Annotated in this window: 15 protein-coding genes and 1 pseudogene; 7 read left to right on the top strand and 9 right to left on the bottom strand. The window is 67.4% G+C overall.

Going from position 1 to position 11905, the window contains the following annotated elements:
• Positions 1-52 precede the first annotated feature (52 nt).
• Positions 53-478: a disulfide bond formation protein B gene (locus tag C667_RS14750; protein WP_225433332.1), complete on the bottom strand. Its 426-nt coding sequence runs from the start codon at positions 476-478 to the stop codon at positions 53-55.
• A gap of 73 nt (positions 479-551) precedes the next feature.
• Here C667_RS14750 and C667_RS26210 point away from each other — a divergent pair, with 73 nt between their 5' ends.
• Positions 552-974, top strand: coding sequence for a hypothetical protein (locus C667_RS26210; protein ID WP_039921687.1), 423 nt, complete (start codon positions 552-554; stop codon positions 972-974).
• Between the two features lie 94 nt (positions 975-1068).
• On the opposite strand, the gene cadR is transcribed toward C667_RS26210, so the two are convergent.
• On the bottom strand, positions 1069-1503 hold the full coding sequence (gene cadR / locus C667_RS14740) for a Cd(II)/Pb(II)-responsive transcriptional regulator (RefSeq protein ID WP_002924844.1): 435 nt from the start codon (positions 1501-1503) through the stop codon (positions 1069-1071).
• Between the two features lie 103 nt (positions 1504-1606).
• Between cadR and C667_RS14735 the strand changes: the two genes are divergently transcribed.
• Positions 1607-2242, top strand: a complete 636-nt coding sequence (locus C667_RS14735) for a cation efflux transmembrane domain-containing protein (protein WP_002924842.1) — start codon at positions 1607-1609, stop codon at positions 2240-2242.
• Between the two features lie 267 nt (positions 2243-2509).
• Here the strand turns inward: C667_RS14735 and C667_RS14730 are convergent, their stop codons facing one another.
• Genes C667_RS14730 through C667_RS14720 form a run of 3 tightly spaced genes read right to left on the bottom strand, consistent with a single transcriptional unit; the run spans position 2510 to position 4106 of the window.
• Positions 2510-3034 carry a metal-dependent hydrolase gene (locus C667_RS14730; RefSeq protein WP_004367375.1) on the bottom strand — a complete coding sequence of 175 codons (525 nt, stop codon included), beginning with the start codon at positions 3032-3034 and terminating at the stop codon, positions 2510-2512.
• Positions 3031-3765: a hypothetical protein gene (locus C667_RS14725; RefSeq protein WP_004367374.1), complete on the bottom strand. Its 735-nt coding sequence runs from the start codon at positions 3763-3765 to the stop codon at positions 3031-3033. Before C667_RS14725 ends, C667_RS14730 begins: the two co-directional genes overlap by 4 nt.
• Positions 3762-4106, bottom strand: a complete 345-nt coding sequence (locus C667_RS14720; protein WP_004367373.1) for a hypothetical protein — start codon at positions 4104-4106, stop codon at positions 3762-3764. Before C667_RS14720 ends, C667_RS14725 begins: the two co-directional genes overlap by 4 nt.
• A 133-nt stretch (positions 4107-4239) precedes the next feature.
• On the opposite strand from C667_RS14720, the gene fic reads away from it, so the two are divergent.
• On the top strand, positions 4240-5358 hold the full coding sequence (fic, locus tag C667_RS14715; protein WP_004367372.1) for a protein adenylyltransferase Fic: 1119 nt from the start codon (positions 4240-4242) through the stop codon (positions 5356-5358).
• Positions 5359-5382: 24 nt separating this feature from the next.
• Here fic and C667_RS14710 read toward each other — a convergent pair whose 3' ends face one another.
• From C667_RS14710 to lysM, 4 genes are all read right to left on the bottom strand, one after another.
• Entirely contained in the window at positions 5383-6015 is a 633-nt protein-coding gene (locus C667_RS14710; RefSeq protein WP_004367371.1) for a trimeric intracellular cation channel family protein, read from the bottom strand.
• A gap of 62 nt (positions 6016-6077) precedes the next feature.
• Positions 6078-7403 (bottom strand): TIGR03862 family flavoprotein, encoded by a 1326-nt coding sequence (locus C667_RS14705; RefSeq protein ID WP_004367370.1) that lies wholly within the window; start codon positions 7401-7403, stop codon positions 6078-6080.
• A 6-nt stretch (positions 7404-7409) separates the two neighbouring features.
• Positions 7410-7838: an acyl-CoA thioesterase gene (locus C667_RS14700; RefSeq protein WP_004367369.1), complete on the bottom strand. Its 429-nt coding sequence runs from the start codon at positions 7836-7838 to the stop codon at positions 7410-7412.
• A gap of 96 nt (positions 7839-7934) precedes the next feature.
• Complete coding sequence (gene lysM, locus C667_RS14695) at positions 7935-8408, bottom strand: peptidoglycan-binding protein LysM (protein WP_004367368.1); 474 nt, start codon at positions 8406-8408, stop codon at positions 7935-7937.
• A gap of 128 nt (positions 8409-8536) precedes the next feature.
• Here lysM and C667_RS25770 point away from each other — a divergent pair, with 128 nt between their 5' ends.
• The 4 genes and pseudogenes from C667_RS25770 to C667_RS14680 all read left to right on the top strand — a co-directional run.
• Entirely contained in the window at positions 8537-8716 is a 180-nt protein-coding gene (locus C667_RS25770) for a hypothetical protein (protein ID WP_157302348.1), read from the top strand.
• Positions 8713-10056 (top strand): NADP-specific glutamate dehydrogenase, encoded by a 1344-nt coding sequence (gene gdhA / locus C667_RS14690; RefSeq protein ID WP_004367367.1) that lies wholly within the window; start codon positions 8713-8715, stop codon positions 10054-10056. The genes C667_RS25770 and gdhA overlap by 4 nt, the downstream gene beginning before the upstream one ends.
• A gap of 156 nt (positions 10057-10212) precedes the next feature.
• A complete protein-coding gene (locus tag C667_RS14685) occupies positions 10213-10854 on the top strand; it encodes an MBL fold metallo-hydrolase (RefSeq protein WP_004367366.1) in 642 nt (213 codons plus the stop codon).
• A 188-nt stretch (positions 10855-11042) separates the two neighbouring features.
• Positions 11043-11905, top strand: a pseudogene (locus tag C667_RS14680) (hypothetical protein); the annotation flags it as partial.

Here is an 11905-nt window from a genome sequence, read left to right as displayed (position 1 = left end):
AAGGCCAGGCCGAGGATCAGCAACACGGCGAGTGCCAGGAGTTTTCGTGTGTTCATTTACGGGTCCTTATCAGATAAATCGTCAGGGCGGCGGCGATGGCGAGGAAGGCCGCCAGCGATAGCCAGGGAATCTGGATGTCGCCAAGGATGACCAGGGCTTGCTGGCTGCACGAGGGGCCGGTGCCGCACGGCACCCACCACTGTGGCACCCAGCCTGCGATCAGTGCGCTGTGATAGGCGGCCAGCGCGAGACCAGCGAGCGCGAATGGCAGCGCATACACCGCACCGCGCCGGTCCTCGGCGAACACGGCCATGCCCAGAATGAGGGCGAGCGGGAACATGGCGATCCGCTGGTACCAGCACAGCACGCAGGGCGTCATGCCCATCACTTCACCGATGAAGAGCGCGCCCAGCGTGGATACCAGAGCCACGGCCCAGGCGGCCATCAGCCACCACCATTGGGTTCGTTTGTCGTGCATCGAGTCGATCTCGAGGGTTGGTTCCCAGGCTTCGGGAGGGGCGGACGCCATAGGCAGTGCCCGGACGTCCGCAATGGAGCACACCGCCGCTACCGTGCGGCGCGCGCTCGAAGACGAGGGGAAGACAGGGGTGGGCTGCCGCTCAGGCAGCGAGGCGCCACTTGGGGCGTTCAGGCTCGGTGACCAGCGCAGACGCGTTGAAGTCCCGCCCGGCGTCGACGAGGACATGGCCCAGTCCTGTCAATGGCAGACGACCCGCATCGAGCAGTGCAGCGCTCGCAAGGATCTGGCAGAAACCGCAGTCGGCGTGAAGCTGCCCTTTCATCCCTTCATCGCCTTCATCCACCTGACAGGTATGTGGATGGTGGTCGCCGTGGCTGGTCGCGAAACCGGCCGATTCCAAGCAGTACGCCTCCAGGCCCGCCGAAGCGAACTGAAGTGGAACGAGCAGCAGGAAGAAGATGGCAAGCCAACGGTGCATGGGCGACGATTTTAACTCCGGCCCGTTGGCTGACGGCTCATATCGCGACCATGAACGTACCGGAGCGCTGGCACCCCACATTGTGGTCACGCCGCCACCGAACCGCAGATCATTGCGCATGCTCATCGTGGCACACACAGACATCCCCCCGCGTCGGCGCCTCGAGCTCATGCAGGATGCCGCATTGCGCCGCACGATCGGGGGCACCGCACTGGCTGCGCAGGGCGACGAGTTGGCGCTCGAGCATTTGCAGGGTGTCGAGACGCGCGCGGACACGGGTGAGTTGGGAGTCGATCAACGCGTCGACCTCAGCACAGTCGGTTGTGGGGTCGTCCACGAAGCGCAGCAGTTGCGCGACGTCGACCAAGGCAATGTCCAGTGCCCGGCAGTGGCGGATGAACGCGAGGCGCTCAAGGTGCCCACCCGCGTAGGCCCGATATCCATTGGGGCTGCGGGAAGGCGCCGGGAGCAGACCGATCCGTTCGTAGTAGCGGATGGTTTCGACCTCGACGTGCGCGGCCTTGGCCAATTCACCGATCTTCATCGCCTGCATCTCCTCATTGCAACCGCCCAACAGCTTAACCGCTTGACCCTGTAGTGGCTACAGGGTGTGTGATGCACCCCTCGCCCACGTAAAGGAGAAAACCATGGCCGGCTGTTGTTCCCACTCCACCTGCGATGCCAGCGCAGCGAGCCCGCGCTTCCGCCAAGCACTGTGGATTGCATTGATCGTGAATGCGGCGATGTTCTTGGTCGAATTCGTCGCCGGCCTTGCAGTCGGTTCGGTCGCCCTATGGGCCGACGCCCTCGATTTCGCAGGAGATGCCGCCAACTATGCGCTGTCGCTGACGGTGCTGTCGTGGGGATTGATATGGCGGGCACGCGCGGCCTTGCTCAAGGGCGTGGCGATGGTGCTTTTCGGCGCCGTTGTAATGGCACGCGCCCTGTGGGCCTTCCAGCACGGCGTGACGCCTGAGCCGATTACGATGGGCGTGGTCGGCATCCTCGCACTGCTCGCCAACGCAGGGGTGGCGATGATGTTGTATCGATTTCGCGCGGGCGACGCGAACATGCGTTCGGTGTGGCTGTGCAGCCGCAACGATGCGATCGGCAATCTCGCGGTGATCCTGGCGGCGGCAGGCGTCTTCGGTACCGGAAGCGCATTGCCGGACCTTGTCGTTGCACTGGTGATGTCCGGGCTCGCGCTGTGGTCGGGGCTTGTCATCGTCGCTCACGCCCGGCGCGACATCGGCGACGCACGACAAGTCCATCAGAAGGGATGAGGACAGCGGAGCGACGTGCTTGAGGCAATGACAGGTTTCGAGGCCCAGCGGCCATCAGGATGGCAGGATTGTGGAGAGGAGGACGGGCAGCTGATGGCCGCCTGCTGTCTGCCATGAGTGGGCTGGCGACGAGGTCGTTTAGGGGCATGGCACGGCGTGATTGGACAAAATGAGCCATTTTGTCTAAAGCTCGGAGACCACCACCAGCAACGGCGCGGCTTTGCATCGGATTTTTTCGCCGAACATTGGACGAAACGGTGCCCAAAGTCAGAACCACTCGAACCGCCGCGCCCGCCACTCGGCCCCGTCCACGATCCCCTCGCGGTACAGCTCCGGCCAGTTCCTGAAGAACGGCACGAACCCCGTGTCCGGCGCCCGAAACATGAACACCGCCAGGCCGCAGGCCAGCACGACCACTCCGCTCAGGATGTACTCGCCCATTCCGCCGGTCCGCATCCGGCCGCCGAGTAACGTCGTGCGGCGGTCCGACCACCAGGACACCGGAACGCCGGTCACGGTGAGCGAGTCCTGCAGCCAGTGACATATCGCGCCCAAGGTGAAGGCCAGGCCCCAGCCGCGAACGTCCCACACGAAGCCGAAGAAGGCCGCCGCGGTAAGCCAGGTCAGCAGTACATGCGTGACCGTGCGGTGCTTCACCTTGCGGCTGGCGGTCGTGCCGACCCACTCCATCCAGTCGGGGGCAGTCGAGCCGAGCATTGCCAGCGGGACCATGCCGGGGTCGATCACCGCGGAGATCGAGCCGGCGACGGCGACATGGTTGAACCACCTCACGGCCGCCCCGCGATCACCTGGTCAATCGCCGCCTCGACGTCGGTCCGATCGACGCACATGCCGATCAGGACCAGCTTCGCTGCTGTCAGGTCGGCAGACACGCTCAGGATTTTCGATTCGAGCCCGGCGACCTTCGCGATGGCGTCGATCTGCTCTTTCGTTTCAGCGACGCCCGCGATGACCCGCCGGCTGCTGCGATCCTCGATCGAGCGCCAAAGCCCGAGCTCGCGCCTGGCGATCGCGCGCTCTGCAAGCAGTTGCTCGATCTTGCCCACGTTCTGCGCGACCAGACTCCGCCGCGACGCTTCGCGCTCGCGCTCGCGGTCGAGCTCGATTTCCGAATAGAGCGGGATCCGCGCGACGATCCCCGCATAGCTCGAGGTCTCGGCCGCAGCCTGGATGAGTTGGTTACGGTTCGAACTTTGATCGTTGGCATATCGAGCCTCGAGCGCAATCTCCGGCCGCCACCAGGAGCGGGACGGAAAGCAGGTGATCACCAGGTCGTACAGGCCGCGCGCATCGAGCACGGGCGGAGGCTCGAGCGGCCCGGTTGGGGGCTTGTCGCGCGGATCGTCGGCGGCGCCGTCGAACCGCGGCAGGTGCCAGGACGGCGTAGGGCGCTCGCCGGCGGTTGCCATGCTCGCGTACAGCGCGAGCGCCAGGAGCGCGAACCAGCCGAGGACGGCGAGCCAGTACGCGATCGCGAACTTCAGCCACGGCGAGAGCTTCACGATTGCTTCGCCGAGCGGGCGCCGCGGCCGAGCAGATGCAGCCCGCCGACCACCGCCGCCACCGGCCAGGCGCCGGCGGCGGTTGCGATTACAGCGATCATCCAGGCGATCACCGCGGTCATGTCATAGGGCGCATCGCTGTCCAGGTGCACGTATTCCGGACTGCGCGCCTGCAGGGCCATCCGGAGCGTGATCGGGATCCGCCCCTCGCTGGTCGTCGTCGTCACCACGCGCCCAGCGCCGCGCACCACCTGCACCATGATGTCCGCCTTCCGGCCGGTGAGCAGATGCGCGTCGTCGATCAGCACCGCGGCCCGGTTCGCTTCGACCCACGAGATCATGAAGAGAAGCCGGGGTCAGGTCTTTCATTTACTCATATGTCGCCGTTTCTCAAAAATAAGAACATGTGTCGTTGACATGTCGTCAGCAGCGACATAACTTGCCCACTTGTCGCTAAAAAAAGTTTTTTGCATCATGACCGATGTCGCCCCCGCCTGGGATCCCATGCAGCCGTACAACCGCCTGCCTGCGCTGCCCCCGGCACACGAGCTGGAGAGCCGGGTTGTGCTGAAGGCCTGCATCGAGGCGCGTGTAGCGTTGGCCGAGCTCAAGCAAGCAGCTGAGCTCATCCCCAACCAGACGATGCTGATCAACACCATTCCACTGCTGGAAGCCAAGGACAGCTCGGAAATCGAGAACATCGTCACTTCGACCGACCAGCTGTTCCGGTATGCGCAGAGCCACGACAACGCCGACCCCGCCACCAAGGAGGCGCTGCGTTACCGCACCGCACTGCACCAGGGGTTCCAGTCGCTCAAGGTGCGACCACTATGCACCGCCACGGCCGTGAACGTCTGCCGCACCCTCAAGGGGGTGGAAATGGACATCCGCCGCACCCCGGGTACGCAGTTGGCCAACGACCGCTCTGGGGAGGTGGTCTACACCCCGCCCGAAGGCGAAGCCCGCTTGCGCGACATGCTCGCCAACTGGGAGCGCTTCCTGCACAACCAGACCGAGCTCGACCCTTTGATCCGCATGGCCGTGGGTCACTACCAGTTCGAAGCCATCCACCCGTTCACCGATGGCAACGGCCGCACCGGTCGCGTGCTGAACATCCTCTACCTCATCCAGGAAGGGCTGTTGAACCTGCCCATCCTGTACCTTAGCCGTCATGTGATCGTCCACAAGGCCGACTATTACGGCCTGCTGCTCGGCGTCACGCGCGACGAAGCCTGGGAACCCTGGCTGCTCTTCATGCTGCAGGCCGTGGCCGACACGTCCAGATGGACCACCGGGAAGATCGCCGCCATTCGCGCTCTGGCCGAACAGACCACCGAGCATGTACGCACGCACCTGCCCAAGATCTACACCCGCGAGCTGGTGGACGTGATCTTCGAGCAGCCTTATTGCCGCATCGGCAACCTGGTGGACAAAGGCATCGCCCAGCGCCAGGCAGCCTCGCGCTACCTGCACGACCTTGCCCATCTGGGCGTATTGCGCGAAATGCCGTTCGGCAAGGAAAAGCTCTTCATTCAACCCAAGCTGATGCAATTGCTCAGCCGGGACAGCAACCAGTTCCAGCCTTACGCCTGAAGCGCCAGCGGCTCATCGGTCCGTTCAGTCGCGGTGCGCCGGCCACGCCGGCAGGCGCACGTCGAAGACGAGGGCGAGCAGGCGCGAGCCGGTGGCGGCGGCGATGCCGGCCAGGGTGGTGATCGGCAGCGGCAGGCCGGTCGTGTTGAGGGCGAGGAAGACGCCGCAGCCGAACAGCGCGCACATCGCGTAGGGGCGGTGGTCGCTGTAGACCTTGGGGACCTCGTTGCACAGCACGTCGCGCGACACGCCGCCGAACACCGCGGTGACGACGCCCATCATCATCGACACCAGCGCCGGCATGCCGGCGGCGTCGGCCAGCGTGGCGCCGGAGATGGCGAAGAGGCCGAGGCCGAGCGCGTCGGCGAGCTCCATCAGGCGGCCGCCGACCTTGTGACGCAGGGTCTGCAGCCACAGCGGCGTCGTCGCCACCATGGCCAGCACCAGCCAGAGGTATTCCTGGTTCTCGATCCAGAACAGCGGGCGGCGGTCGAGCAGGATGTCGCGCAGGGTGCCGCCGCCGAAGGCGCTGACGAAGGCGACCGAGAACACGCCGACGATGTCCATGCGCTTGCGGGTGGCCTCGATTAGGCCGGACATCGCGAAGGCCAGGGTGCCGCCGACTTCGATCGCGACCAGGAAGGGATGGAGGTTCATTGGGGTGTGAGGGGTGAGGCGTTGGGGTGAGGCGTCAGGGGTGAGGCGTCAGGGGTGAGGCGTCAGGGGCGCTGGGACAGCCATTGTGCGGCGGCGGTTCCGGCGGCGAGGCCGGTGGCGAAGCAGGCGGTGAGCAGATAGCCGCCGGTGGGGGCTTCCCAGTCGAGCATCTCGCCGGCGACGAAGACGCCGGGGCAGGCGTGCAGCATCAGGTGCGCATCCAGGGCCTCGAAGCGTACGCCGCCGGCGCTGCTGATGGCCTCGTCGAGCGGCCGCGTGGCGACGAGGCGCAGCGGCAGGGCCTTGATGGCCGCGGCGAGGCGGGCGGGGTCGTCGAGCTCGGCCTTGGTGAGGCATTCGCGCAGCAGCCCGGCCTTGACGCCCTTGATGCCGGCCTGGCTGTGCAGGTGGCTGGCGAAGGAGCGGCTGCCGCGCGGGCGGGCGAGTTCGGCGGCGAGGCGCTCGAGGCTGCGGCCGGGGGCGAGGTCGAGCTCGAGGATCGCTTCGCCGTGGGCGAGCAGGGTGTCGCGCAGCGGAGCGGAGAGCGCATAGACGAGGCCGCCCTCGATGCCGGTGGCGGAGATCAGGCATTCGCCGGCGCGCGCATGGACACGGCCGGCGGGGTCGGTACAGCGCGCGGCGACGGACTTGAGCGGCTGGCCGCGGAAGCGTTCGAGGAAGTGCGTGCTCCAGCCGGTGCCGGCGGGGCCGGCGACGTCGAAGCCGCAGTTGGCGGGGCGCAGGTCGGCCACCTCGACGCCGGCGGCGCGCAGCGGGGCCACCCAGGCACCGTCGGAGCCGAGCTTCGCCCAGCTGCCGCCGCCGAGCGCGAGCACGAGCGCATCGGCCTCGACGTGCTGTTCGCCGTCCGGGGTGGCGAAGCGCAGGCGCTGCGGGCGGGGCTGGCGTTCGCCCGCGTTCGCGGCGTCAGGCGCAGGGCTGTCCTCCGCCGGGCCACCCTGTGTCGCTTCGTCCGCCCAGCCCAGCCAGCGATGGCGCACCGCGAAGCGCACCCCGGCCGCGCGCAGGCGGGCGAGCCAGGCGCGCAGCAGCGGCGCAGCCTTCATCTCGTTCGGGAAGACGCGGCCCGAGCTGCCGACGAAGGTCTCGACGCCCAGGCGGTGCGCCCACTCGCGCAGCGCCTGCGGCGGAAAGGCCTCGACCAGCGGCGCGAGCGGGTCGCGGCGGTCGCCGTAGCGCCCGAGGAAGTCGGCCAGGGGTTCGGAGTGGGTGAGGTTGAGCCCGCCGCGCCCGGCGAGCAGGAACTTGCGCCCGACCGAGGGCATGGCGTCGTACACCGTCACCGTGCAGCCGCGCTCGGCGAGCGCGCCCGCCGCCATCAGGCCGGCGGGGCCGCCACCGACCACCGCGACGCGTGCGTGCTGCACGGGTGCCTAGGCCGCCGCGAAGCGACGGCGGAAACCCTCGGGCACCGCGACCTTGCGGCGTTCGCCGTAGTCGAAGAAGACGATGCCCGTCTTGCCGCGTGCGACCTCGCGCCCGCTCGCGGCTTCCGCCATGCGCCACACCAGGTCGCAGCCGTGCTCGTGGAAGTCGGCCACGCCCATCTCGACCCGCATGGTCTCGCCGTGGAAGGCCTCGGAGCGGTACTGCAGCGCGGCGTCGGCGACGATGATGCCGAGGCCCTCGATGTCGAGCTCGGAATAGCCCATGGACTTGAGAAAGCGCACGCGCGCCTCGGAGACGATGCCGAGCAGCTGGGCGTTGTCGAGGTGGTTGCCGTAGTTGATGTGCGACATCAGCAGCGGGATGTCGGTGGAGAAGGCGAAGCGGTCGGGCAGCTCGATCCGGATGCGGGCCATGGCGGGTGTTTGCGGATGCGGAAAAGGAAGAGGCCCGAGCGTAACGGCCCGGGCCTCGGCGGGGCAAGCGGAAAGCCGCCTGCCGGTGCTGCGCGATCAGGCCTGCGGCGGAATGCGCAGCACCTGGCCCGGGTAGATCTTGTCCGGGTGGCTCAGCATCGGCTTGTTGGCCTCGAAGATCGCGGGGTACTGGTTGGCGTTGCCGTAGTACTTCTTGGCGATCGCGGACAGCGTGTCGCCGCGTGCCACGGTGTGGAACTGCGCCTCGGGTTCGGCACGGGACACGCTCAGGCGGTTCTCGACCTCGGCCACCCCGGCGACGTTGCCGGCGGCGAGCAGGATCTTCTCGCGCGTGGCCTGGTCGGGCGCGGTGCCGCTGACGGCGACCAGGCTCTTGGCGGCGTCGAAGCTCACGCCCAGATCCGGCGGCGCGATCTTGAGCGCGACGATGTAGTCGTGGATGGCTTGCGCCGCCTTGGCGTTGGCTGCGGCCGGATCGGCGGCGGCGTTGGCCTCGCCCGTCCCGAAGAGCTTCTCGCCGGCTTCCTTGATGAATGCGAACAGACCCATGAACACCTCCCTGTCGTTGGTTTGGCTACACGTGCACGGCCAGCATAACCCCTCGGTCATTCCGGGTCCATGCACGCCGGTTGAGCGCGGGACCGTATGGCATGCCTCGGGATGCACGAGAACGGTGCATGGATCCGCCGAATGTCATTGCTGGCGCAAGTTTGACGAAGATCATGCACCAAAGGGGGGAGTTGATGCACAATAACGGCCTGCATTGCGCGATGGCCTCGGGTAAAACCGAGGCCATCGCGTGTGCGCGTGCGCAAGAAAAACCTGTCTTCAATCAATCCATGGGTCCAACATCATGAAATATCAGTCCCTCGAGGAGTTCCTGGCCTACGTCGAACAGCGCAACCCCGGCCAGCCCGAGTTCCTGCAGGCCGTGACCGAGGTCATGGAGAGCCTGTGGCCCTTCATTTCGGCCAACAAGCGCTATGCGGAGCACTCCCTCCTCGACCGGCTGATCGAACCCGAGCGCGCGATCTCGTTCCGCGTCTCGTGGGTGGACGACCGTGGCGAGGTCCAGGTCAACCGCGGCTATCGCATCCAGCACAGCTCCGCGATCGGCCCCTACAAGGGCGGCCTGCGCTTCCATCCTTCGGTGAACCTGTCGATCCTGAAGTTCCTGGCCTTCGAGCAGACCTTCAAGAACGCGCTCACCACGTTGCCCATGGGCGGCGGCAAGGGCGGTTCCGACTTCGATCCCAAGGGCCGCAGCCCGGGTGAGGTCATGCGCTTCTGCCAGGCCTTCATGACCGAGCTGTACCGCCACGTGGGTCCCGACACCGACGTGCCCGCCGGCGACATCGGCGTGGGCGGCCGCGAGGTCGGCTTCATGGCCGGCATGATGAAGAAGCTGTCGAACAACTCGGCCTGCGTGTTCACCGGCAAGGGCCTGTCCTTCGGCGGCTCGCTGATCCGTCCCGAGTCGACCGGCTACGGCACCGTCTACTTCGCCCACGCCATGCTCGAGCGCGCCGGCCGCGACATCAAGGGCATGCGCGTCTCGGTGTCGGGCTCGGGCAACGTCGCCCAGTACGCCATCGAGAAGCTGATGGAGCTCGGCGCCAAGCCGATCACCTGCTCCGACTCGAGCGGCACCGTGATCGACGAGGCCGGCTTCACCCCCGAGAAGCTGGCGATCCTCATGGAGATCAAGAACCACTACTACGGCCGCGTCGCCGAGTACGCCGAGCGCGTCGGCGCGCGCTTCGAGCCGGGTGTGCGTCCGTGGCACGTGCCGGTGCAGGTCGCGCTGCCGTGCGCGACCCAGAACGAGCTCGACGGCAACGACGCCGCCACGCTGGTCAAGAACGGCGTGGTCGCGGTCGCCGAGGGTGCCAACATGCCGAGCACCATGGAAGCGGTGAAGATCTTCGAGCACAACGGCGTGCTGTACGCGCCGGGCAAGGCCTCCAACGCCGGCGGCGTGGCCACCTCGGGCCTGGAGATGAGCCAGAACGCGATGCGCCTGTCGTGGACCCGCGACGAGGTCGACGCCCGCCTCAAGGAGATCATGCTCGGCATCCACGCCGCCTGCCTGAAGTACGGCGAGCGCGAGGACGGCACGGTGAGCTACGTCGACGGCGCCAACGTCGCCGGCTTCGTCAAGGTCGCCGAGGCCATGCTGGCGCAGGGCGTGATCTGATCGCACGCTGACGTCGTGCAAGGGGCGGGCCTGCCCGCGAGCGACTTCCCCGTGGAAGCCGCTTCGCGGGCAGGCCCGCCCTCACGTTCACGCCGCGGACGCGGCGCCGCATCGGCTAAACTCCGCGCCGAATCCACCTCTTCAGGAGCGTCTTCGATGATCCAGGCCACCATCGTCCCGGTCACCCCTTTCCAGCAGAACTGCAGCATCCTGTGGTGCGAACGCACGAAGAAGGCCGCGGTGGTCGACCCCGGCGGCGACCTCGACCGCATCCTCGCCACGGTCGCCGAGCTCGGCGTCACCGTCGAGAAGATCCTCATCACCCACGGCCACATCGACCACGCGGGCGGCACGGCGAAGCTGGCGCGCGCGCTCGGCGTACCCATCGAGGGCCCGCAGGAAGAAGACCGCTTCTGGATCGAGGGCATGCCGCAGCAGAGCAAGATGTTCGGCTTCCCCGACGTCGAGTCCTTCGAGCCCGACCGCTGGCTGCACGACGGCGACACCGTCACCGTCGGCGAACAGACGCTGAAGGTCATCCACACGCCCGGCCACACCCCCGGCCACGTCGTCTTCGTGCACGAAGGCGCGCGCCTCGCGATCGTCGGCGACGTGCTCTTCGCCGGCTCGATCGGCCGCACGGACTTCCCGCGTGGCGACCACCAGACCCTGATCCGCTCGATCCGCGAGAAGCTCTTCCCGCTCGGCGACGACATCACCTTCATCCCCGGCCACGGTCCTACCTCGACCTTCGGCGAGGAGCGCGACAGCAACCCCTTCGTGGGTGCCTACGGCTGAGCAGTGGAGCCTGCGCCTCTATGTTTCGGGCGTTTTCGCGTTTTGCCATTCGACTTTCCGGGATCCCTCCGACAGGTGCCGGATTCGGGAAATCCATCGCTTGTTCGGCCCGATTTTCGGGCGCAACATCTTTCCTTGAGCATGGCTTGCGGGTGCTGCCCGCATAACGACAGGGAGTGTTCGAGAACATGAGCGACGAAACCAAGAAGAAAGGCTACCAGTGGCGGTTCTTCCGTTCGGGTGGCTTCGACCAGGTCCGCATCGAGACCGCCGACGACCTGCGCCACCTCGGCGAGCTGGACCAGAAGCTGTGGTCGGTGCTGGCCTGTCCGACCTCCGGCCTGGAGTTCGACACGCGCACGCTGCAGCTGCTCGACGTCGACGACGACGGCAGCATCCGCGCGCCCGAGATCATCGACGCCACGCGCTGGGTGTGTACGGTGCTGAAGGACCCGGACGTGCTGTTCCGCGGCGCCGACGGCCTGCCGCTGGCGGCGATCGACGAGACCAACGCCGAGGGCGCGCGCCTGCTCGCCACCGCCGCCAAGGTGCTGGCCTACGTCGGCAAGGCCGACACGGTAGAGATCTCCATGGGCGACCTCGCGCAGACCGAGAAGCTGTTCGCGCCCGAACACCAGAACGGTGACGGCGTGGTGCCCGCCGAGCTTGCCGGCGACCCGCGCCTGGCCGGGGCGATCACCCGCATCGTCGAGACCTACGGCGCCGCCGAGGACCGCAGCGGCAAGCCGGGCGTCGACCAGGCGCGCGTGGATGCCTTCTTCGCCGCGGCCCAGGAGGTGTCCGACTGGCACGCCCGGGCCGAGGCCGACGCCGCCACCGTGCTGCCGCTGGGCGACGCCACCGGCGCCGCCGCCGCGGTGTTCGAGGGCGTGCGCGAGAAGATCGAGGACTACTTCACCCGCTGCCGCCTCGCCGCCTTCGACGAGCGCGCCGCCGCAGCGCTCAACCCCGCCGACACCGCCTATGCCGAGCTCTCGCCGCAGTCGCTCGACGCCGCCTCGGCCGCGGTCGCCGCGCTGCCGCTCGCGCT

It is taken from the genome of Thauera phenylacetica B4P (assembly GCF_000310225.1).
Taxonomy (GTDB): domain Bacteria; phylum Pseudomonadota; class Gammaproteobacteria; order Burkholderiales; family Rhodocyclaceae; genus Thauera; species Thauera phenylacetica.
Note: the sequence above shows the minus strand (reverse complement) of the source record. Positions and strands in the feature narration are given on the sequence as shown.

What these genes read in the sequence shown, in the direction of transcription:
- C667_RS14720 (WP_004367373.1), bottom strand. Translation starts at nt 4,106, where the DNA reads ATGATCTCGTGGGTCGAAGCGAACCGGGCCGCGGTGCTGATCGACGAC.
- gdhA (WP_004367367.1), top strand. Translation starts at nt 8,713, where the DNA reads ATGAAATATCAGTCCCTCGAGGAGTTCCTGGCCTACGTCGAACAGCGC.
- C667_RS25770 (WP_157302348.1), top strand. Translation starts at nt 8,537, where the DNA reads ATGGATCCGCCGAATGTCATTGCTGGCGCAAGTTTGACGAAGATCATG.
- cadR (WP_002924844.1), bottom strand. Translation starts at nt 1,503, where the DNA reads ATGAAGATCGGTGAATTGGCCAAGGCCGCGCACGTCGAGGTCGAAACC.
- C667_RS14735 (WP_002924842.1), top strand. Translation starts at nt 1,607, where the DNA reads ATGGCCGGCTGTTGTTCCCACTCCACCTGCGATGCCAGCGCAGCGAGC.
- C667_RS14685 (WP_004367366.1), top strand. Translation starts at nt 10,213, where the DNA reads ATGATCCAGGCCACCATCGTCCCGGTCACCCCTTTCCAGCAGAACTGC.
- C667_RS14750 (WP_225433332.1), bottom strand. Translation starts at nt 478, where the DNA reads ATGCACGACAAACGAACCCAATGGTGGTGGCTGATGGCCGCCTGGGCC.
- C667_RS14700 (WP_004367369.1), bottom strand. Translation starts at nt 7,838, where the DNA reads ATGGCCCGCATCCGGATCGAGCTGCCCGACCGCTTCGCCTTCTCCACC.
- C667_RS14710 (WP_004367371.1), bottom strand. Translation starts at nt 6,015, where the DNA reads ATGAACCTCCATCCCTTCCTGGTCGCGATCGAAGTCGGCGGCACCCTG.
- C667_RS26210 (WP_039921687.1), top strand. Translation starts at nt 552, where the DNA reads ATGGAGCACACCGCCGCTACCGTGCGGCGCGCGCTCGAAGACGAGGGG.
- lysM (WP_004367368.1), bottom strand. Translation starts at nt 8,408, where the DNA reads ATGGGTCTGTTCGCATTCATCAAGGAAGCCGGCGAGAAGCTCTTCGGG.
- fic (WP_004367372.1), top strand. Translation starts at nt 4,240, where the DNA reads ATGACCGATGTCGCCCCCGCCTGGGATCCCATGCAGCCGTACAACCGC.